General features: G+C 27.6%; 23 protein-coding genes. 10 read left to right on the top strand and 13 right to left on the bottom strand.

Going from position 1 to position 20052, the window contains the following annotated elements; all coding sequences use genetic code 11:
- The first annotated feature begins 26 nt into the window (after nt 1–26).
- Nucleotides 27–926 (top strand): SPFH domain-containing protein, encoded by a 900-nt coding sequence (locus ABIV_RS05755; RefSeq protein ID WP_114838953.1) that lies wholly within the window; start codon nt 27–29, stop codon nt 924–926.
- 31 nt (nt 927–957) lie between these two features.
- On the opposite strand, the gene ABIV_RS05750 is transcribed toward ABIV_RS05755, so the two are convergent.
- Complete coding sequence (locus tag ABIV_RS05750; protein WP_114838952.1) at nt 958–2499, bottom strand: methyl-accepting chemotaxis protein; 1542 nt, start codon at nt 2497–2499, stop codon at nt 958–960.
- A 179-nt stretch (nt 2500–2678) separates the two neighbouring features.
- On the opposite strand from ABIV_RS05750, the gene ABIV_RS05745 reads away from it, so the two are divergent.
- The 3 genes from ABIV_RS05745 (at nt 2679) to ABIV_RS05735 (ending at nt 5221) form a co-directional block, all read left to right on the top strand.
- Nucleotides 2679–3920 carry a putative DNA modification/repair radical SAM protein gene (locus tag ABIV_RS05745; protein WP_114838951.1) on the top strand — a complete coding sequence of 414 codons (1242 nt, stop codon included), beginning with the start codon at nt 2679–2681 and terminating at the stop codon, nt 3918–3920.
- A complete protein-coding gene (locus ABIV_RS05740; protein ID WP_114838950.1) occupies nt 3917–4645 on the top strand; it encodes a TIGR03915 family putative DNA repair protein in 729 nt (242 codons plus the stop codon). Before ABIV_RS05745 ends, ABIV_RS05740 begins: the two co-directional genes overlap by 4 nt.
- Before the next feature lie 63 nt (nt 4646–4708).
- Complete coding sequence (locus ABIV_RS05735) at nt 4709–5221, top strand: lipocalin family protein (protein WP_114838949.1); 513 nt, start codon at nt 4709–4711, stop codon at nt 5219–5221.
- Between the two features lie 18 nt (nt 5222–5239).
- Here the strand turns inward: ABIV_RS05735 and thiI are convergent, their stop codons facing one another.
- Complete coding sequence (thiI, locus tag ABIV_RS05730; RefSeq protein ID WP_114838948.1) at nt 5240–6706, bottom strand: tRNA uracil 4-sulfurtransferase ThiI; 1467 nt, start codon at nt 6704–6706, stop codon at nt 5240–5242.
- 142 nt (nt 6707–6848) lie between these two features.
- On the opposite strand from thiI, the gene ABIV_RS05725 reads away from it, so the two are divergent.
- Nucleotides 6849–7958: an MFS transporter gene (locus tag ABIV_RS05725; protein ID WP_114838947.1), complete on the top strand. Its 1110-nt coding sequence runs from the start codon at nt 6849–6851 to the stop codon at nt 7956–7958.
- Between the two features lie 11 nt (nt 7959–7969).
- Here the strand turns inward: ABIV_RS05725 and ABIV_RS05720 are convergent, their stop codons facing one another.
- From ABIV_RS05720 to ABIV_RS05705, 4 genes are all read right to left on the bottom strand, one after another.
- Entirely contained in the window at nt 7970–9001 is a 1032-nt protein-coding gene (locus tag ABIV_RS05720; RefSeq protein ID WP_114838946.1) for an NADH:flavin oxidoreductase/NADH oxidase, read from the bottom strand.
- 17 nt (nt 9002–9018) lie between these two features.
- A complete protein-coding gene (locus ABIV_RS05715; protein ID WP_114838945.1) occupies nt 9019–9648 on the bottom strand; it encodes an NAD(P)H-dependent oxidoreductase in 630 nt (209 codons plus the stop codon).
- 9 nt (nt 9649–9657) lie between these two features.
- Nucleotides 9658–9954, bottom strand: a complete 297-nt coding sequence (locus ABIV_RS05710) for a putative quinol monooxygenase (protein WP_114838944.1) — start codon at nt 9952–9954, stop codon at nt 9658–9660.
- 98 nt (nt 9955–10052) lie between these two features.
- Entirely contained in the window at nt 10053–10637 is a 585-nt protein-coding gene (locus ABIV_RS05705) for an NAD(P)H-dependent oxidoreductase (protein ID WP_114838943.1), read from the bottom strand.
- A 124-nt stretch (nt 10638–10761) separates the two neighbouring features.
- Between ABIV_RS05705 and ABIV_RS05700 the strand changes: the two genes are divergently transcribed.
- The 3 genes from ABIV_RS05700 (at nt 10762) to ABIV_RS05690 (ending at nt 12861) form a co-directional block, all read left to right on the top strand.
- A complete protein-coding gene (locus ABIV_RS05700; RefSeq protein ID WP_114838942.1) occupies nt 10762–11139 on the top strand; it encodes a winged helix-turn-helix transcriptional regulator in 378 nt (125 codons plus the stop codon).
- Nucleotides 11140–12039, top strand: coding sequence for an AEC family transporter (locus tag ABIV_RS05695; protein ID WP_114838941.1), 900 nt, complete (start codon nt 11140–11142; stop codon nt 12037–12039).
- Between the two features lie 93 nt (nt 12040–12132).
- Entirely contained in the window at nt 12133–12861 is a 729-nt protein-coding gene (locus tag ABIV_RS05690) for a DsbC family protein (protein ID WP_114838940.1), read from the top strand.
- A 26-nt stretch (nt 12862–12887) separates the two neighbouring features.
- On the opposite strand, the gene ABIV_RS05685 is transcribed toward ABIV_RS05690, so the two are convergent.
- Together ABIV_RS05685 and ABIV_RS05680 are read right to left on the bottom strand one after the other, a co-directional pair.
- Nucleotides 12888–13451 carry a GNAT family N-acetyltransferase gene (locus ABIV_RS05685; protein WP_114838939.1) on the bottom strand — a complete coding sequence of 188 codons (564 nt, stop codon included), beginning with the start codon at nt 13449–13451 and terminating at the stop codon, nt 12888–12890.
- A 17-nt stretch (nt 13452–13468) separates the two neighbouring features.
- Nucleotides 13469–14101 carry a hypothetical protein gene (locus tag ABIV_RS05680; RefSeq protein WP_114838938.1) on the bottom strand — a complete coding sequence of 211 codons (633 nt, stop codon included), beginning with the start codon at nt 14099–14101 and terminating at the stop codon, nt 13469–13471.
- Between the two features lie 126 nt (nt 14102–14227).
- Here ABIV_RS05680 and ABIV_RS05675 point away from each other — a divergent pair, with 126 nt between their 5' ends.
- A complete protein-coding gene (locus ABIV_RS05675; RefSeq protein ID WP_114838937.1) occupies nt 14228–14647 on the top strand; it encodes a DoxX family protein in 420 nt (139 codons plus the stop codon).
- 21 nt (nt 14648–14668) lie between these two features.
- Here the strand turns inward: ABIV_RS05675 and ABIV_RS05670 are convergent, their stop codons facing one another.
- The 4 genes from ABIV_RS05670 to ABIV_RS05655 are packed head-to-tail and all read right to left on the bottom strand — an operon-like array spanning nt 14669 to nt 17631.
- Nucleotides 14669–15256 carry a transglutaminase-like domain-containing protein gene (locus ABIV_RS05670; protein ID WP_114838936.1) on the bottom strand — a complete coding sequence of 196 codons (588 nt, stop codon included), beginning with the start codon at nt 15254–15256 and terminating at the stop codon, nt 14669–14671.
- Nucleotides 15257–15267: 11 nt separating this feature from the next.
- Nucleotides 15268–15741: a pyridoxamine 5'-phosphate oxidase family protein gene (locus ABIV_RS05665; RefSeq protein ID WP_114838935.1), complete on the bottom strand. Its 474-nt coding sequence runs from the start codon at nt 15739–15741 to the stop codon at nt 15268–15270.
- Complete coding sequence (locus tag ABIV_RS05660) at nt 15738–16922, bottom strand: acetylornithine/succinylornithine family transaminase (RefSeq protein WP_114838934.1); 1185 nt, start codon at nt 16920–16922, stop codon at nt 15738–15740. Before ABIV_RS05660 ends, ABIV_RS05665 begins: the two co-directional genes overlap by 4 nt.
- 10 nt (nt 16923–16932) lie before the next feature.
- On the bottom strand, nt 16933–17631 hold the full coding sequence (locus ABIV_RS05655) for an MOSC domain-containing protein (RefSeq protein ID WP_205526962.1): 699 nt from the start codon (nt 17629–17631) through the stop codon (nt 16933–16935).
- Between the two features lie 95 nt (nt 17632–17726).
- On the opposite strand from ABIV_RS05655, the gene pdxR reads away from it, so the two are divergent.
- Nucleotides 17727–19103 (top strand): MocR-like pyridoxine biosynthesis transcription factor PdxR, encoded by a 1377-nt coding sequence (gene pdxR / locus ABIV_RS05650; protein ID WP_114838932.1) that lies wholly within the window; start codon nt 17727–17729, stop codon nt 19101–19103.
- On the opposite strand, the gene ABIV_RS05645 is transcribed toward pdxR, so the two are convergent.
- Entirely contained in the window at nt 19086–19970 is an 885-nt protein-coding gene (locus ABIV_RS05645; protein ID WP_114838931.1) for a DMT family transporter, read from the bottom strand. The two genes, pdxR and ABIV_RS05645, sit on opposite strands and share 18 nt — an antisense overlap.
- Nucleotides 19971–20052 lie beyond the last annotated feature (82 nt).

The raw sequence follows: 20052 nt of genomic DNA, 5'->3' as shown, positions 1-20052 counted from the left end.
TAGAAGTAAACATAGAAGGATTTATCATGTTAAATGGAATAAATAATTTTGACTTTCTAAGAATTATCTCTTTAGATAGTGCTTTTCAAGTATCGCAACAAACAGTAAGTATAATTGAAAGATTTGGTAAGTTTACAAAAATTGCCAATGCAGGTATTAATTTTAAAATACCTTTTATAGATCAAATCGTTACAACACAATCTCTTAGAATCCAGCAACTTGATGTAAGAGTTTCTACAAAAACAAAAGATAATGTATTTGTAGATGTGGTAGTATCTGCACAATATAGAATTTTAGATGATAAAAATCAAATCTATAAATCTTATTATGAACTTGAGGATGTAAAAGAGCAGATAAATAGTTACTTGTTTGATGTTGTTAGAGCTGAAGTTCCAAAAATGAAACTTGATGAAGTGTTTGAAAAAAAAGATGAAATTGCAAATGCCATAAAAATAGAACTTGGTGAGGCTATTGATGGCTTTGGATATGAGATTGTTAAGACTTTAGTAACAGATATTGATGTAGATGATAGAATTATCCAAGCAATGAATGAAATTGTTGCTAGTGAGAGGGAAAAATTAGCAGCAATTGAAAAAGCTGAGGCAGAAAAAATACTTATGGTTAAAAGAGCTGAAGCTGAAGCTGAAAGTAAAAAACTACAAGGTGAAGGTATAGCAAATCAAAGAATCGCCATAATAAATGGATTTAAAGAGAGTATTGATGAAATGAAAAAAATTGAAGGAATTCAATCAACAGAAATATTAAATTTAATTTTAATTACTCAATACTTTGATACACTAAAAGATGTAGCTGCCTCTGATTCAAATACTATTATGATGCCAAATAGCCCATCAAACTTTAGTGAAATAGGTACTCAAATTAGAGAAGCTATAATTAGTGGAAACTTAGTTGCGAAAAAAGACTAAGATTAAAAAAGATAAAAATAGAAAACTATTTTTATCTTAATTTTGTAAGTGTCTCTATTAAATCATTTGAAACTTCAATTAGCTCATTTGAAACATTTAAATTATCATTTGATTCAACATCTGTCTCTTTTGCATTAGTAGATAAAGAAGAAATATTATTTGTTACTTGATTTAGTTTATCACTATTTTGTAAAGTTAAATTTGCCACATCATTTGATAAAGATTTTTGCTCTATCATAGAATCAGAAATTTGATTTGACATAATATTCATCTGCTTTATTGTTTCATCAATATTTGTAATTGATTCTAAAGATTCTCGTACAAGATTTTGAATATATTCAATTGCAGTAGTTATCTCTTTTGTTGCTTCATCACTTCTGTTTGCTAAGTTTCTAACTTCTTGTGCAACTACCGCAAAACCTTTCCCTGCTTCTCCAGCTGTTGCTGCTTCAACTGCTGCATTTAAAGAAAGAATATTTGTTTGAAATGCAATTTGAGAAATCATTCCTATTGTTTCATCAATTTTTTCTGATTCATTATTTAATTTTTTAATAGCTTCAATTATTCTTCCCGTTTTTTCTTGTGCTTCATCAGCAACTTTTTTACTCTTTTGAGTTGATTCTGATATTTCAATAATAGATTTTTGCATTGTTTGAATTTTTTGTGAAACTTCTGAAGTTGAACTATTAACTTCAATAACAGAAGAAGATACCTCTTGTGCTTCTGTCATAGTCTCTTTTGCTCTTTGTGTTAAAGAGTATGAAGTTGTAGATAGATTATTTAAAGATGTTCCTAGTTTATTTACATCTTTATCAATTTGAATCATCATCTTTTTTCTTTCACTTATATCTGTAGCAAATTTTATAACTCGATAAGGTCTTCCATCTAAATCAAGAATCGGGTTATATGAAGCCATAATCCAAATATCTTTTCCACTTTTTGAAACCCTTTTATATTGTCCTGAATCAAATTCTCCTCTTTTTAGTTTTTCCCAAAACTTTTCATAAGCATTTGAATCAACATAACTTTTTTCACAAAAAATACTATGATGTTTTCCTACAATCTCTTCTAATCTATAACCTAAAGTATTTAAAAAGTTTTCATTTGCTGTTTGAATTATTCCATTAATATCAAACTCAATAATTGCTTGTGATTTACTTATTGCATCAATTTGACTTTGAATATATAAATTCTTTAATTTTTGCTCTGTAATATCTTGGGCAAATTTTATTACCTCATATACTTTTCCAGATGAATCTTTTACAGGACTATAAGAGGCTTGAATAAAAATAGACTCCCCATTTTTTTTAACTCTTTTGAATTCTGAAGTATTAACTTTTCCTAAAGCAAGATCACTCCAAAATTTTGTATATGAAGAACTATTTACATAGTTTTTGTCACAGAAAATACTATGATGCTTTCCAACTACTTCATTAAGTTCATAACCCATAGCATCTAAAAAAGCCCTGTTTGCCTCTTTGATAACTCCTTCAGGAGTAAAAGATATTACGGCAAAGTTTTGATTAATCGTTTCTAATTGCGCTTTTTGTTTTTTTGAAATAAAAATCGACATTAACTTCCTTCTTTAACTTACATAATATAATAAAAACCAACTCTAATATTTTAGCTATAAATGTAATAAAAAAAGTTAAGTTATTTTGTCAATTATAAGATTAATCTTTAGCTAAGAAATAATTATTGCATTTTGCAATAAAAAAAATATCAATAAATTTTTAATAGTAAAATATCTTTATGAGAAAAGATATTTATGAAAAGATGCAAATACTTGCAGATAGTGCAAAATATGATGTAAGTTGCAGTTCTAGTGGAAGTGATAACAACCATAAAACGGGGGAACTTGGAGCAACACATAATAGTGGAATTTGTCACACCTTTACTGCTGATGGAAGATGTGTTTCACTTTTAAAAGTATTACTTACAAATTTTTGTATTTATGATTGTGCTTATTGTATTAATAGAAAAAGTAATGAGATAAAAAGAGCTGCTTTTTCTCCTCGAGAACTTGCAGATATTACAATAAATTTTTACAAAAGAAATTATATAGAGGGTCTTTTTTTAAGTTCAGGAATAATTGATAGTGAAGACCATACTACAAATCTAATCTTAAGAGCTTTAAAAATATTAAGACATGAATATCATTTTAATGGATACATTCATGTAAAACTAATTCCAGGAGCAGATGAAAGACTTATAGCACAAGTAGTCTCTTTAGCAAATAGAGTTAGCTCAAATATTGAACTTCCAAGTGATAAATCACTTAAACTACTTGCTCCAAATAAAACTAAAGAAAAGGTATTGCAACCACTTAAATATGCAAGAGATATTAGCTTAGAGAAAAATAGTAAACCAATTGGAATGAGCACTCAACTAATAGTTGGAGCAACTCCAGAGAGTGATAAAGATATCTTAAAATTAAGTTCAGTTTTATATGATAAAGCTCTTTTAAAAAGAGTCTATTATAGTGCTTATATTCCTGTAAATGATGATAAAAATCTTCCAGCCATAATAAATAAACCACCTCTTTTAAGAGAACATAGGCTTTATCAAGCTGATTGGCTTTTAAGATTTTATGATTTTTCTTATGATGAGATTGTAAGTGATGAGTTTCCAAATCTTGATGAAGATGTTGACCCTAAAACTTCTTGGGCTTTAAACAACTTGCAATATTTTCCTATGGAAATAAACAAAGCTAGTAAGGATGAACTTCTTAGAATACCAGGAGTAGGAGTTAGAGGTGTATTTAAAATATTAAAAGCTAGACGCTTTAAATCTTTAGATTTTAGTGATTTAAAAAAATTAAAAATCTCACTAAAAAGAGCTCAATATTTTATAACTTGCAAAGGGAAATACCATAGTAAAATCTCTTTTTATAAAGAGAATATCAAAGAAGCAATAATAGCTCCACCAAAAAAGAAGATAATACAACCCTCACTATTTGATATAAACTATAGTCATATTACAGGTGAATTATGATTTTAATATATGATAAAAGTTTTGAAGGTTTTTTAACTTTAGTTTATGAAGTTTATTATAAAAGTTTACGCCCTTCTAAGATAGCAGATAAAATGCCAAATACCCTACTTTTAGAAGAAATAGTTGAAATTAAAACAACAAAAGAGAAGAGTTTAAAAGTTTTGGAAGCTATAAAAAAGAAGTTTCCTAAAAAATGTTTTGAACTTATATTAAACTCTTTTATGTGTGATACAAAGGAGTTTGAGCTAGCTCTTTTAAAATATATTATTTTAGGTTTTAAAGATACAAATGAACTTTTTAATATAAATAATCCTGAAGTCTTCTATTTAGAAAACCTACAAAAAGAGCTTTTTCATCATGTACATAAGATGACAGGTTTTGCTAGATTTGAAGAACTTGAAGATGGAACACTTTATGCAAAAATAGAAACTAAATTTAATGTTGTTTATTTTTTAGGTAAGCATTTTTTCAAAAGGCTAAATAATCAAAAATATATTATCCATGATATTAATAGAAAAATTGCCTTTATCAAAAATGATGATTTTATTGGAATACAAAATATTGCTTCCTTTGAAGAGCCAAAACTATCTCAAGATGAACAAAAGTTTAAAAAACTTTGGACAACTTTTTTTAAAGCAATAGTAATAGAAACAAGGGAAAATAAAAAATGTCAACAAAATTTTGTACCACTATTATATAGAACTTATATGACAGAATTTTTATAAACTACTAATTTAAAGCTACTAAAAAACAATATTTTTTTATATACTAAATAAAAAAGGAGAGTTATGAAAAATATATTTCTTAGTATTGTAGTTCTATTTTTATTTACTGCTTGTTCATACAAAGACCCAAATATCAAAAGTGTGCAAAAAGTTGATTTAGATAGATATCTTGGTTCTTGGCATGAGATAGCAAGATATGAGCATCGCTTTGAAAAAGATTGTAAAAATGTAACTGCAACTTATAGTATTAAAGAGAATAAAAAAATAAAAGTTATTAATAGCTGTACTAAAATAACAACTAACAATAAAACAGAAGCTATTGGCGAAGCCTATGCAGTTGATAATACAAACTCAAAACTAAAGGTATCTTTCTTTTGGCCTTTTTATGGAGACTATTGGATTATAATGCTTGATGAAGATTATTCTTATGCAGTAATTAGTGAGCCAAGTAAGAAATATCTTTGGATTTTATCAAGAGATAAAAGATTAACTGAAAATATAAAAGAGAAGATTTTAAAAAGATTAAAGTCTTTAGATTATGATTTATCTAAACTTATTTGGACAATTCAAGAGTAAGTTAAAAGAAGTATAGACCTACTGTGGTCTATACACTTTAATATTTTTATATCCCTTAGAATCAATTAAATATTGAGCATGTAATTGACTTAAGATACCTTTGTCACAATAAAAAAGATATTGTTTCTCTTGTGGTAATTTTTCAAACTCTGTTTTTAGCTTAAAAAATGGTAATTTGATTGTTTCACAAGAAGTTTCAATACAATCATCACTTTGTCTAATATCAATAATAGTATATTCTCCACTTGAGATATCACTTATAATATCAATCTGCCCTATACTATTTACATCGGCATCAATCTCATCTACATTGATTGTGATTGCATCTTCAACTGCTTTATCTAAAACTTCATAATTAAACTTTTTAGCCTCTTTTTCTATTCTTGAAAAAGAACCATGAGTAACTGGATTTTTAGAGATAACTCCACAATATTCTGGCATAGATTCAGCAAATCTTCTTGTTCCTATTTGATTTGCCATTTCCATAATATCTGGTTTATTCATAGTTGATAAAGGTCTTAAAACTAATTTATTTGTAACTTCATCAATTAAAGCTAAATTTCTTAGTGTTTGACTTGATACTTGAGCAACACTCTCTCCTGTAAGAAGAGCATCTATTCCCATTTTATCAGCAATTTTTTCTGAAGCCATAAGCATAAGTCTTTTTAGTGTAACACCCATATATGATTGACTTGTAGAGTTAAAGATTTCTGTTACAACATCTTCAAAAGGAACAGAAGTAAAAGTAACCCTATGAGAACTTCCAAACTTATTCCAAAGATAATATGCAACTTGTTTTACACCTATTTCATGAGCGATTCCACCAAGGTTAAAGAAAACAAAGTGTGTTTTAATTCCTCTTTTCATAGTTAAATATGAAGCGATTGTTGAGTCAAATCCACCTGACATAAGAGATAAAATATCCCCTTGTGTTCCAATAGGAAAACCTGATAAACCTTGATATTTTTGAGTGATGATATTTAACTGTTTATGAACAAGTTCAATATTTATAGTAACATCAGCATTTTTTAAAGCAACACCTTTTGTTTCTGGATTATTTGCTAACATAAATCCACCGATATTTCTCTCCATATCAGTAGATTTAAATTCATGTTCTCCACTTCTTTTTGCTCTTACTACAAAAGTTTTTCCTTGAATCTCTTTTGCTGAATATTTATTTACAATCTCTTTCATTTCATCAATTGTAGAGATATTATCAAATTGTAATGCTTCTAAAACTAATTCAATTCCTGAAGTATCTAATAATTTTTGTCTAACTTCAACTACTACTTCAATAGGAGATACTATTTCAATCTTATCAAAAAACTTTTTGTACTCAATCTCTTTGCTAATTCGCCCAAGTATTGTTTTTATGTTACTATAAAGCTGGTCAATCATTTGCCTTTTTGCTTTACTCCCTTTTACCATCACTTCTGGAAAAAATTTAACAATAAACTTTTGCGTCTTTGCTTTTGATTCGCTCATTATTCAAATACCTTATAATTTTATAAAAGCGCCATTATAACATAATAAAAGTAATTGAATATAAAACTATTTGTGCTAAAATTACAATCTCTCTTAAAATCTACTAAAAGGTTATATTATTAAAAAAACAGCGATTATTACATTGCTATTTTTGTCTATGACAACTATGATGTCAAATGTTGCTATCGTAACAGCACTTCCTAGATTTCAAGACTATTTTAGCAATATCAAAGATATTGAATTTTATTCAAGGTTAATGCTTACTTTACCTTCAGTTATTATTGCTTTATTCTCTCTTTTTTTAGGTCATCTAATATTTAAAATAGGAAAAAAGAGATCAGCAACTATTGCATTAACTATTTTTGCACTTACTGGAAGTGCAGGTTTATATTTAGAAAGTGTTGAGATGTTTCTATTTTCAAGAGCACTTTTTGGAATAGCTATTGCAACACTTATGATTGTAACTACTTCTTTAGTGGGAGATTATTTTCAAGGGGAAGCCAGACATAAATTTATGGGTTATCAAAGTGCATTTATGTCTATAGGTGGAGTGGTGTTTGTAGTTGGTGGAGGTTTTTTATCTGATTTAAATTGGAGATTTCCTTTTGGAATATATTTAGTTGGATTTTTACTTCTTCCTATGGTTCTTTATTTTTTAGTTGAAAAAGAACAAGAAGAGTTAAAACAAGATGAAATAAGAGTTGTACCCACAAATCTTATAGGGGTATATTTCTTAGGCTTTTTTTATATGATAATATTTTTTATCTTACCTACACAACTTCCATTTTTAATGATAAATGAATTTCATGCAAGTGGTAAATTAACTGGCTCTATAATTGGTGTTGCTTTTTTAGCAAATGGAGTTGGAGCTATCTATTTTTCAAAGTTTAAAAAAAGATATAGCTTTTCAACTATTTATTTAATAGCACTGACTATTATAGCAACAGGACTTACTGCTATCTCTTTTGTTTATAATGTTTACTTTTTCTTTCTTACTGGTATTTTATTAGGTTTTGGTGGAGGTCTTATGATGACAAATATCTCTGCTTGGATGTTAAGTAAAACTACTTTTGAAAAAAGAGTTAAAGCTTCAGGTTATCTGACAAGTTCAGTTTTTATGGGACAATTTGCTTCACCAATTCTATTTTATCCAGTAGTTAGAAGTTTAGGAATTCATAACTTCTTTTTAGCAGTTGGAAGTTCTTTATTTATAGTTGTTTTATTGGGAAGTTTATATAAAAAGCTAGCTTAATTACTAGCTTTTTATAGATATGCTCGAAGATAAGAGTTATCTATTAACTCTTTTTGATTTAGTTCTTTTGCTAATTTGAAAACTAAATTTGCATCTCTTAAAAGTTCTCTTCCATAGGCTACAAAATCACAAGTTTTCTCCGCTAAAAGAGTTTCTCCTTGTTTTGCCGTAGTTATTAAACCTACAGCAATTACAGGTATATTTATATTTTCTTTTATCTTTTTTGCATAATCACATTGATATAAAGGTAAAAGTTCTGGCATTAAATCTGGCTCTTTTTGATTTCCACCTGCTGAAACATGAATAGAATCTACTCCAAGTTTTTCTAACTCTTTTGATAAATAAATAGAATCTTCTATATCCCAACCAGCTGTTTTCCATTCACTTGCAGAAATACGAACAATTAGAGGTAAAGCTATTTGCTCTTTTAAAAGCTTTGCAATTTCTAGGGTTAATCTACATCTATTTTCTAAGCTTCCACCATAAATATCATCTCTTTTATTTGTTAAAGGGGACAAAAATTCACAAAGTAAATATCCATGGGCAGCATGAAGTTCTAAGATATCATAACCAGCTTCTTGTGCTCTTTTTGCTGAATCTAAAAACTGCTGTTTTATTAAAGCTATTTGCTCTAAACTTAAAGCTTCTGGAGTTTTAAAACCACCACTCGTATCAAAAGCTATTGAAGAAGGAGCAACAGGAGTTGTCTCTTTTACTAAACTCTTTCTTCCTGCATGAGCCAGTTGAATAGCTATTTTTGAACCAAATTCATGAGCTTGCTCTACAAGTAGTTTATGCCCTGCAAGTTGAGAGTCTTGCCATAAACCTAAGTCATTATTAGAGATTCTTCCTCTTGACTCTACAGCTGTTGCTTCAACAATTATCAAAGCAACTTTACCTATTGCTCTTGAAGTATAATGAAAGGAGTGAAAAGGTTTAACTTCTGCACTATTATCACTTTTATACATACACATAGGAGCCATAATAACTCTATTTTGTAAGTGGCAAGTTCCTATTTTACTAGGACTTAAAAGTAAACTCATATTTATTCCTTATATAATTAGTTTATATACTCTACAATATCTTCTAATTTTTCTCTTAACTGCTCTGATTGTGGATTAACTCTATATCCAAATGGTAATACTAAAGATAATTGATATTTTGAAGTATCAAGTTCTAAGATTTTTTCTACATTCTCTTTTTCAAAACCTTCAATAGGACAAGAATCAATTCCTCTTACTGCTGCTGCTGTCATCATATTTGAAGCTGCAATATAAGACTGTTTTGAAGTCCAAGCATAGATATTCTCATCAGTAGATAGAGTCTCTTTTAAATGCTCTGCATAAAGATTTAAATAAAAATCATATTTCTCTTGAGGCATATCTCTTCTTCCAAATTTTTTTCTTGGTACACCAGACTCTGGTTTTACATCTTCAATAGCTGCAAGAATAATAACAAGATGAGAACAAGTAGTAACTTGTGGTTGATCCCAACACACTTTTTTTAACTTCTCTCTTAATTCATTATTAGTGATAACTAAAAACTTCCAAGGTTCCATACCAAAAGAAGAACAAGATTTTCTACCAGCTTCTAAAATATACTCTAACTCTTCATTTGAGATTTTTTTAGTCTCATCAAAAATTTTACAAGCATGTCTAAAATCCATAGCTTCCATAAATGTTTTTTCCATATTTTTCCTTTATATTAATATCTTTTCTAGCTTATTTATTTCAACACTCTCAAGTTTGTTTTCAATATTTGTTAAAAACTCTTCAAAATGTGATTTGCCCTCATGCTGAGTTAAAAACTCTTGATTTTCCCAAGTTTCAATAAAAGTATAAGAGTTTTCTTCATTTAAACTTTTATGTAACTCATAATAAATACAACCTAAATCATATTGATGAGTATTTTTATGAAGTTTAACTAGTTCATTATAAACTTCTTCTTTAAACTCTGGTTTTATTTTTATATTTGCAACTACAATAATATTTTTCATTTTTAGCCTTTTAAATAATTTTTTTAATAGTATACAAATTTTAGTAATTCTTAAATAGAGTAGAAAAACTAAATATTTTTTGTTTCACTGAATGAAACTTAATCAAGTAAAAAATTATCTTTTAAAACTTTTTCAAATTTTTCAAGCTCAAAATCAAGATTTAAATCTCCTTTAAAAATATCATGAACAGCATAACTTTTTAAGGGTGTCATTCCACAAAATTGAAAAATCTTATGTACTGCAATATGGGCTTCATCTAATGATAAACCGTCAAAGAAACCTTTTTCATTATCAAACTCAGATACTGGACAGTTATATGTTAAAGATAACATATATTTACCTTTTAATAAACCTCCACTTCCATAAGTTTTAGAAGCATCTTCTCTACTTCTTCCATCACTTGCATAGTGTTTTCCTTGAGTTAAAACTTCATCAAAATATTTTTTTGCAAGCCAAGGCATACTCATCCAATAAACTGGATATTGAAATATTACATAATCTGCCCAAACTAATTTTTGAACTTCTTCCTCAATCTCATACCCTTTTTCTATATGAGTAGTTTTTACAGTAAAACTATTTTCTTCTAAAAAATTAGTTGCAGTATCTATATATGAAGCTGTTAATTCTCCTTTTGCTACTACATCATAATATTGATGACCATTTATAATCAATACATTTTTCATGAAACTCCTTTCATTTTTGAAAATTATATACCTTACAAACTTAAATTTCTCTTACTTTACTTTAGGTAAGTAATAGAGGTTTATATTACTTATGATATAATAAGTTTAATCTAAAAGGATAGAAATGTATTTTATAAATAATAAAGAGTTTAAGTGTTCAATCAATGTAACTTTAGATATTTTCAATGATAGATGGAAACTATCAATTATTTGGCATCTTCTTCAAGGTGAAAAAAGATTTAAAGATTTAAATGAAGATATTTCAGAAATAACTCAAAAAACTTTAACTATTAAATTAAAAGAATTAGAAGAAAAAAACATTATAAATAGAGAGGTTTTTCCAGAAGTTCCTCCAAAAGTTGTCTACTCTTTGACAGAAGCTGGATTAAGATTAAAACCAGTTCTTGATGAGATGTATGACTGGGGAGTAAAATATGTAAGTGAATATGGAAAAATCACTGAAGATAATATGTGCTATACAGAGTTAAATAGAAAAAAATAGATGGAAAACTTTGCACTTATTGCCATTGCTATTATAGTAGGTTATGCTCTTCAAAAGTTCAAAATCTTTCCAGAAGAGACTTCAATAATTTTAAATAAATATATAATCTATATCTCTCTTCCTGCTATAATTTTATTACAAGTACCTAAATTAACATTCTCTTTTGATGTGTTAATTCCTACAATTATTGCTTGGCTTGTAATGGGAATATCTGCACTTATAGTTTTATTCTTTTCTAAAATATTTTCTTGGTCAAAAGAGATAACTGGAAGTTTACTCTTAGTATCAATCTTAACAAACAGTTCTATTATGGGTATTCCAATTATCGAGTTATATCTTGGAGAAGAGGCTTTACCTTATGTTTTAATTTATGACCAACTAGGAACTTTTTTAGCTCTTGCTGCTTATGGTACTTTTATTACTGCTTATTACAGTACAAGTGGAAATATAAAACCAAGAGTGATAGTTCAAAAAATCCTTACTTTTCCCTCTTTTATAGCTTTAGTTATTGCCCTGCTTCTTTTAGGGCAAAGTTTCCCTCCTATTATTACTGATGTTTTAACAAAATTTGCAAATACTTTAGTTCCAGTTGCACTTGTAGCAGTTGGTTTACAACTACAATTTAAACTTCCAAAGGATGATTTACTTCCTTTAAGTATCGGTCTTTTAATAAAATTAGTTCTTGCACCTTTTATTGCTTTTGGAATCTGTATTATTTTTGACTGGTACAATTTAGCTGGTAAAACCTCTATTTTTGAAGCAGGTATGGCTCCAATGATTACAGCAGGAGCAGTAGCCTCAATGGCAAACCTTGCACCAAGACTAAGTACAGCAATTGTAGGATATGGTATTATCTTCTCTTTTATAACTACTTATATCTTATCTCTTATTATTTTGTAACTATAAGTAAAAATTATTAAAAAAAATAAAAAACTACATGTAAACTAAACATTAATATTGTATTATCTGTAAAATTTTTATTTAGGAAATTAGATGATAAAAACAACAAGAAATATTTTATTAGCACTTTGTTTAACTACAGGATTAAGTGCAGCAGATAAACTATCACAAAAAGAGTTAAAAGAAATCCAAGCTTTACCACTTTTAAATATGGCAAAGGTTCAAGTACAAGATGGTACTGATTTTGGTTCTTTATATGGACTGAATGTAAAAGTTCAAGGAAGAATGGATACAGTATTTTTAACAAAAGATAAAAAATATCTACTTCCAGGAGATGCAATTAGTACTCAAAATGGTCAACCATTAGAGTTACCAATTGATATTTCGCCAACATTAGGGAAAGAGGCATTTACTTTTGGAAAAGGGAAAGATGAATATGTATTATTTACAGACCCGGAATGTCCATATTGTAAAAAATTTGAATCATATTTTTCTCAAATTGAAGATAAAGTTAAAATCAGAGTATTTTTCTTCCCTTTATCATTTCATGAAAATGCAAAAGATATTTCACTTTATATTATGAGTCAAAACTCATATAAAGATAAAGTAAATGCAATGATTAATACTACAAAAGATAGTGAAGAGTTTAAAAACAGAAAAATTGATTCTACTAAACTTGCAAAACTAGAAAAATCTTTAGAAGAACAAATGACTATTGCTACTGATTTAGGTATTAGTGGAACACCTACTTTATTTGATAAAAATGGAAATAGAATTGTTTGGGCACAAATGCTACAAGATTTTGGAATTGAAGTAAAATAAAAAGTATTAGGAATTTTCCTAATGCTTTATATTTTTACCTCTTTTGAAGTATCATAAACTAACTCATAATATTGGTTATTGTTAAATTCAAATTCTTGAATCACTTCTAAACCTAACTTTCTTGTATGAGCCTCATAAGACCTAGGATTTATCTTATTAATAAAAGTTACTAAAATAGGATATTTTTTTGCCATATGAACTCTTGCATATTCAAAAATTCTTTCTAGTACTTGTTTTCCTCTAACACTTTTATCTATACAAACTGGTCCATATTGATAAGAGTTTTCAGCACTTAATGTTTGTCCTAAATATTCAAGATTTGGCAAATCCTTTTTCATATGAATAAACATAGGCCAAGCAGACCAATACTTCCAAGAAGCACACATCACATAAGCAACTACTTGTTCTCCAAGTTTTGCGATAAAAAGCCCCTGCTCTTTGTTTATTAATCGAGTTAATTGCTCTTTTGTAAAAGCAGTTGTAACAAAACCATCTTTTTTATCTTCTTCTTTTATAGAATCAACTTGATATTTATAATGAAGTTCTAAAACATCATCAATATCACTCAACTCTGCTACTTTCAACAACATATTATATTCCTTAATAATTATTCAACTTCACATATTTGAATTGCTAATCTTAAAAAAGCTGTTAGACAAATATTATCTTCTGACAGATTTTTTGGGACACTCTTTTTAATCTTATCCAAGGCTTTTTTAAAACCAACATAAAATTCATAACTTGGCTTTGGTTTATACTCTAAACCTTTTATTTCTAAATAGCTTATAATACTTTTTGCCGTAGTAGGTTTTACAAAATAGTCACTTTTTCTATTCATATAATATGGAACTAAAGAGATAATAGTCCATTTTGCTAGTTTATGTTCACTTAATATCTCAACTAAAGAGTTATATCCTTCTTTCTTATCTCCATGTAGTAAATCAAAAAGAGCAAGGCTAAACATATCCTTTTGATACATTCCCATCTCAGCAAAAGCATCTTTTAGTTTTAACTTATCATAAAAAGAGATTACTACAGATTTATAAATTACTTTAAAAAAGTTTTCACAAACAACTTCAGGAATAGAAAAATTATCTTTATGAAAAAACTCTTTAGACATCTCTTCAAGTTTTGAAGGATTGAATTTTTTCATAATCTTCAAAAGTCTTTCATCGTCAAAGCCTAAAGGATACTCATCTAAAAACTCTGCTTCTAAATCTTTTAATTTCTCATTATTCATTTTCTTTCCATTTCTATAATTTTTTCTATTACATAATCTTTGATTATTAAAGCTTTCGCTAAAATCATAACTTATAAATTCTATCTAATAATTTATAAAACATTTAATTTTCTAGGAGAAAATATTATGAGGACGTTAGAAAACTTTTTAGCTAGAGTTTTAAGTGATGACATTGGTAAATTAATACTTAGATTAACTCTTGGTATTTTAATGCTTTTTCATGGAATCAGCAAACTTGAAAAAGGAATTGATGGTATTAAATTCCTTGTAACTAAAAATGGTTTACCAGAGTTTTTAGCTTATGGAGTTTATCTAGGAGAACTTATTGTACCTGTTTTATTAATCATTGGACTATATACTAGAATTAGTAGTTTTATTTATACAGTAACAATGGCTTTTGCTATCTATTTAGCTCATGCTTCTTATATTTTAGGAACAAGTGCTAAAACAGGAGCTCTTTTAATAGAAACACCTCTTTTATTTATGTTAGGTGCACTTGCACTTATGTTTTTAGGTGCTGGTAAAATCAGTGTAGATAAAAGATAAGCTAAAGTACTATTTGATTTTTCAAATAGTACTTTTTAAATCTGGAATATTACTAATCATCTCTTCATAAGTTCTATTTTTATTTAAAGCTTCTACTACCACATCTAAAGGTCTTGAATAATAGACACCTAAATCATACTCATTTTCACAAAGAGAAAAAGCTAACTTTTCTTGCGGTGGTATAAATTGTGCATCAACCCCTGTTTTATTTCCTCTTGCATCAATTTTTATCCAACCATAATTTTCTAAATAAACAGCATTTAAACCATGTAAAGAAAATGAATCTTTTTTATATTCAGAAAGAGCTAACCTTTGATAACAAAAAGCAGTAGGAATCTTATTCGCTCGTAATAGTGCTGCTAATAGATGTGACTTAGCAAAACACCAACCACTTTTAAAATCTAAGACTTCACTTGCTTTACAAGTTGGAATATCTAGTTTATAATCTCCACTATGTTTAATTTCATCTCTTACATATTCAAAACAGTTTTTAACTATCTCTTCTTTTGAAAAAATATTTTCAGATAATTGTTTTGCTAAGGTTTGTATTTTTTCATTTGAGTAATCAATTATATTACTCTCTTCTAAATAGTTTTTTGTATTAATCATTTTAAAAATCCTTATTTATAATATCTTCCTACATAATCAAATATCTCTATTTTTATAACTGCTGTTCCTTTTATCATATTTATAGGTAGTTCTTTATTCATTAAATGTGGGGTAAATTTTTCTACAATTTTTGATAAAGCAATACTTTTTTCTTCAAGATTGTTTACTAAACTAGCTTGACCTCTAAGAATAATACTATTAAACTCAGTATTTACATCACATGGATTTTCAACACCATCATATAATAAAGAAAGCATTTCATCTATTTCAAAACATACATTAGAATTAAATTTAATATTGTCTATTTTTTTACCTTTTGGTAAACCATGCATATATATTTTATTATCATAATAAACAAAATGCATAGGTAAAACATAAGGATAACCATCTTCACTATGTGTTCCTAAACGCCCAATTTCTGCCCTTTGAAACAGCTTTTCAATCTCTTCATTTGTTAATAAATAAGTTTTTGTTCGATGTCTCATTTTTTATCCTTATTATTTAACTTAATAATTGATTTTTGAAGCTTACGAAAGCCTTCTTTTATCTCTTTTTCCAAGATAAGTAAAGAAGGCAAAAATCTTATAATATCTTTTCCTGATTTTAAAACTAAAAGCTTATGTTTTAAAGCTTCCTCAAATACCTTTGATAAATTATTTTCATCTTTTAGCTTAAGTCCCAACATCAAACCTATTCCTGTTTTACAAACAAAATACTCTTTATTTTTGAGATAAAATTTATCTAGCTCTTTTTGGAAAATTTCTACTGTTTTTTGAAGTTTTTTTGTTTTATATCTTTTTTCTAAAATAGTTAAAACCTCTAAAGCTACTTTTGTGCATAAAGGATTTCCTCCAAAGGTTGAACCATGATTTCCTAAAGTAAAAACATCTTCTATATCACTCATCATTACACCAATTGGTAAACCACCAGCAAGACCTTTTGCTAAAGTTATAATATCTGGTTTGATTTCATAATAGTTTGAAGCTAAAAACTCGCCTGTTCTATAAACTCCTGTTTGTACCTCATCGATGGCTAGTAATATTTTTTTGTTTTTTAACTCTTTGGCTAAAGTTTGTATCTGTTTTTTATCAAAAGCATTTATTCCACCTTCTCCTTGAACAAGTTCAAGCATTACAGCAACAGTATTTTCATCTATCTTATTTTTTATATCTTCTATATCTTTAGCATAAATAAATTCATCAGTAAAAGGACCAAAGCCTTTTTGTTTATCCTCTTGGGCTGTTGCTTTTAAAGTTGTTAAAGTTCTACCATGAAAAGAGTTATTTATAGTTATGATTTTATGATTTTTAATCTCATTTAAATAAGCATACTTTCTAATAAACTTTATCGCTGCTTCATTAGCTTCTGCTCCACTATTACAAAAGAAACATTTCATCTTTTCATAAGTACTTAACTTAACTATCTTCTTTGCACACTCTTTTTGAACTTTTATAGAGTATATATTTGATAAATGAATTAATTTATTTGCTTGTTTATTTATCGTTTTAATAACTTTTGGATGTGCATGTCCTAAACTATTTACTCCAATACCTGAAGTGAAGTCTATATATTTATTACTCTTCTTATCATAAAGTGATGAGCCTTTTCCATACTCAAATTCAATATTTATTTGTTTGTATACAGGAAATAGATAATTATTATTCATTTTTTACTTCTTAGCTATGATAGATTTCAAATTGTTTATCTTCATCTTTATTTTTATATCTTTTTTCAAGTGAAGTTAAAAATTGTTTTCCCAATACTTCTGAAGCTAAAGCTTTCTTGCTTAGAGTCTCATTTTCATATGGATTTAATATTAGTTTATTTAAAACAGATATTGTTAGTTCATCTTCTACTCTTTGTTCTAATACTAACTTATCATGTTTAGAGATTACTCCCTCTTTTATAACCTTTGCATACCAACCTGTTAAGCCACTATTAAAAATAAATTTAGTCATCTCTTTTTTATTTGTATTTGCACTTAATTTCCAACAAGGTTGTCTTGGTTGTGTAATTTGAATAATAGCTTCCCCTACTTTATATATATCTCCTATACATACAGTTTTCTCATCTATATTAGATAAGATTAGATTTTCTCCAAAATGTGAAACTCCATCTATTTTAAACTCAGTATTACACTCTTTGTTTATTTTCTCATATGTAGTTTTTGCAAATAAAAACAAAGCTTTGTTTTCTCCACCATGATGTCTTAAGTCTGCTTGTTCATCCTCTTTAAAACCTGTTTTTGTTAGATAAGCATTTTGAACTGGATATTTTTTTATTGCTGAAACTAGCTCTTCTCTTTTTTGATTTTCTAGTTTTGTAGTAGTTACTTTTCCTACTTTTATAAAAAGTACTTCTGCTTCTATTTGCATCGATATAATCCTTTAGTAAGTTTTTCAAAAGTATAATAGCAATAAATTGTACTTTTTAAAAGATACAGATTTTATATTTTGTAAAAGGTCAGTTAATGTACAAACTTCAAAAATCTTCTACTGCTTTATATATACAGTTATATACTCAAATAAAAGAGGATATAAAAAATAATATCTTAGCTTCAGGGGTAAAACTTCCTTCTATAAGAAAGATGTCAAATGATTATAAAATAAGTAAAACAACTGTTGAATCTGCTTATAGTCAATTATATGCCGAAGGGTATATAGAGAGTCTTCCTCAAAGTGGTTATTTTGTAAGTAAAGATATTGTACAAAACTTTAATACCCAAGAGATAAAAGAAGAGAAACCACTAGTTTCTAAAGAGTATAAATATAATTTCTATCAAGCAAGGCATAGCAAAGATATTTTTCCTAAAAAGCTTTGGGCTAAATTGCATAATAAAGTTATTAACTCTATTAACTTTGGTTCTTATCCAAATAAACAAGGAACATTAGGACTTAGAAAAGAGCTTGCAAAATATCTTTCAACTTCAAGAGCTTTAATTTGTGAGGAAGAGCAGATTATTATTTGTAGTGGCTTTTCTGATTCTATGTTTATTATAGCTACTATATTAAAAGAGTTTAGTTCTTCTATTGCTATTGAGTATCCAGGATATAAGGTTGTAGAAAGAGTTTTTAAACTACAAAACTATAGTATAGATAATATAGCTATTTTAAAAGAAGGGATTGATTTAAAAAGCTTAGAAAAAAGTAACAATAAACTTCTATATGTAACTCCTTCACATCAATATCCTACTGGTATAACAATACCTATCTCAAATAGAATAAAACTAATATCTTGGGCAATGAAAAACAATGCTTATATTATAGAAGATGATTATGATAGTGAGCTAAGTTATAACAATAGACCTATTCCTTCTTTACAAGGAATAAACAATAATCAAAGGGTAATCTACTCAGGTACATTTTCAAAAGCTTTATCTCCTGCACTTAGAGTAAGTTATATAGTTCTTCCTAAAGAATTGGTATCTATATATAAAGAGATTTTTCAATTCTCTTATTCAGGAGTACCTTTAGATACACAAAAAACTTTAGAAGTTTTTATGAAAGAAGGTCATTGGGAAAAACATATAAGAAAGATGAGAACTTTAAATAAAAGAAAACATGACCTAATGAAAAAAGCCATAAAGAGTTATCTAAAAAATAGTGTCAAAATAGTTAGAGAAGGTAGTGGTTTAGCTCTTTTGATTAAAGCTTGTGTAGAAATAGATTGGGAAAAACTAAATAGACTTTTAGAAGAGGAGTCTATTAAGATATACTCAACAAAGAGTGATTCAACTTTGGATGATAATACTATTTATTTAGGTTTTGGCTGCTTTAAGGAGGAGGAAATCCTTAAAGCAGTAGAAGCCTTCTCTAAAGTCTGGTATAAATCAATTCTTACTTCTTAATAAAATTACTGTAGCAAAAGAAGAGATTACAATACCTAATACCATCCAAATATTTATAAATCTAAACTCAAATACCATTAAGAGTATGGCAATAGCTGCTGGGTTTAAATAGACATAAGACATCACTTTCTTAGGACCTAAATGAATAGTTCCTTTTTGATAAAGATATGAAGTTACTAAAGTAGCAGCAATACTTAGATAAGCCATCGATAAAAACTGCGAGCTATTTATTTTATTCCACTCTAAAGGAATATCAAAAGCTATTAAAGCAATACTCATCCAAATACTTCCACCCACAAGAGTTAAGAATACTAATACTACTAACTTATCCTCTTCTTTATGGAAATATTTTGCACAAACAGAATATAAAGCCATACATACAATTGAAGCAATAAAAAGGAAGTCTCCTCTATTTAAAGATAGAGATAAAAATAGTTCTAACTCTCCTTTAAAAACAACAATACAAGTTCCAACTATTCCTAAAAAGTAAACTAAATATTGTTTTGTAGGTATTCTTTGTTTAAAAACAAAAATTGAAAAAATAGCAGTAAGTAGAGGAACTAGTGTAAATAGTGTTCCAGTATTAAGTGCTGTTGTGTATTCTAAAGACTTAAATAGTCCAATAAAATATAAAGAGTAAAAAAAGCTAATAATCATAGCTCTTTTAAAAGTAAATGTTATTAGTTTTCTAAACTCTTTATTCAATAAAACAATTGGAGCTAAAATAACTGAAGCAATCACAAATCTAAGAAGAGTAATTGAAATAGGGTCAATTATTCCAGATAACTTTTGAGATACGATAAATGAACCAGCAACTAAAAAAGTTGCAAACAAAATAATAAGATGTGAATTTAATTCTTTTGACATATTCTTCCTTTCATAGGTGGAAGATTATTAAAATAATCTCTTTTTGTCATTTACATATGTTGATTTTTTAATAAATATATAC

Source organism: Halarcobacter bivalviorum, assembly GCF_003346815.1.
Classification (GTDB): Bacteria; Campylobacterota; Campylobacteria; order Campylobacterales; family Arcobacteraceae; genus Halarcobacter; species Halarcobacter bivalviorum.
The sequence above is the reverse complement of the archived record's forward strand: the minus strand, read 5'-3'. Positions and strand labels throughout refer to the sequence as shown.

Excerpts from the sequence above, each read along its gene's own strand:
- ABIV_RS05715 (WP_114838945.1), bottom strand. The coding sequence starts at position 9,648 with ATGGAAAAAACATTTATGGAAGCTATGGATTTTAGACATGCTTGTAAA.
- ABIV_RS05670 (WP_114838936.1), bottom strand. The coding sequence starts at position 15,256 with ATGATTAATACAAAAAACTATTTAGAAGAGAGTAATATAATTGATTAC.
- ABIV_RS05740 (WP_114838950.1), top strand. The coding sequence starts at position 3,917 with ATGATTTTAATATATGATAAAAGTTTTGAAGGTTTTTTAACTTTAGTT.
- ABIV_RS05695 (WP_114838941.1), top strand. The coding sequence starts at position 11,140 with ATGGAAAACTTTGCACTTATTGCCATTGCTATTATAGTAGGTTATGCT.
- ABIV_RS05705 (WP_114838943.1), bottom strand. The coding sequence starts at position 10,637 with ATGAAAAATGTATTGATTATAAATGGTCATCAATATTATGATGTAGTA.
- ABIV_RS05680 (WP_114838938.1), bottom strand. The coding sequence starts at position 14,101 with ATGAATAATGAGAAATTAAAAGATTTAGAAGCAGAGTTTTTAGATGAG.
- ABIV_RS05720 (WP_114838946.1), bottom strand. The coding sequence starts at position 9,001 with ATGAGTTTACTTTTAAGTCCTAGTAAAATAGGAACTTGCCACTTACAA.
- thiI (WP_114838948.1), bottom strand. The coding sequence starts at position 6,706 with ATGAGCGAATCAAAAGCAAAGACGCAAAAGTTTATTGTTAAATTTTTT.
- ABIV_RS05645 (WP_114838931.1), bottom strand. The coding sequence starts at position 19,970 with ATGTCAAAAGAATTAAATTCACATCTTATTATTTTGTTTGCAACTTTT.
- ABIV_RS05750 (WP_114838952.1), bottom strand. The coding sequence starts at position 2,499 with ATGTCGATTTTTATTTCAAAAAAACAAAAAGCGCAATTAGAAACGATT.
- ABIV_RS05685 (WP_114838939.1), bottom strand. The coding sequence starts at position 13,451 with ATGTTGTTGAAAGTAGCAGAGTTGAGTGATATTGATGATGTTTTAGAA.
- ABIV_RS05755 (WP_114838953.1), top strand. The coding sequence starts at position 27 with ATGTTAAATGGAATAAATAATTTTGACTTTCTAAGAATTATCTCTTTA.
- ABIV_RS05675 (WP_114838937.1), top strand. The coding sequence starts at position 14,228 with ATGAGGACGTTAGAAAACTTTTTAGCTAGAGTTTTAAGTGATGACATT.
- ABIV_RS05745 (WP_114838951.1), top strand. The coding sequence starts at position 2,679 with ATGAGAAAAGATATTTATGAAAAGATGCAAATACTTGCAGATAGTGCA.
- ABIV_RS05700 (WP_114838942.1), top strand. The coding sequence starts at position 10,762 with ATGTATTTTATAAATAATAAAGAGTTTAAGTGTTCAATCAATGTAACT.
- pdxR (WP_114838932.1), top strand. The coding sequence starts at position 17,727 with ATGTACAAACTTCAAAAATCTTCTACTGCTTTATATATACAGTTATAT.
- ABIV_RS05710 (WP_114838944.1), bottom strand. The coding sequence starts at position 9,954 with ATGAAAAATATTATTGTAGTTGCAAATATAAAAATAAAACCAGAGTTT.
- ABIV_RS05665 (WP_114838935.1), bottom strand. The coding sequence starts at position 15,741 with ATGAGACATCGAACAAAAACTTATTTATTAACAAATGAAGAGATTGAA.
- ABIV_RS05660 (WP_114838934.1), bottom strand. The coding sequence starts at position 16,922 with ATGAATAATAATTATCTATTTCCTGTATACAAACAAATAAATATTGAA.
- ABIV_RS05690 (WP_114838940.1), top strand. The coding sequence starts at position 12,133 with ATGATAAAAACAACAAGAAATATTTTATTAGCACTTTGTTTAACTACA.
- ABIV_RS05655 (WP_205526962.1), bottom strand. The coding sequence starts at position 17,631 with ATGCAAATAGAAGCAGAAGTACTTTTTATAAAAGTAGGAAAAGTAACT.
- ABIV_RS05735 (WP_114838949.1), top strand. The coding sequence starts at position 4,709 with ATGAAAAATATATTTCTTAGTATTGTAGTTCTATTTTTATTTACTGCT.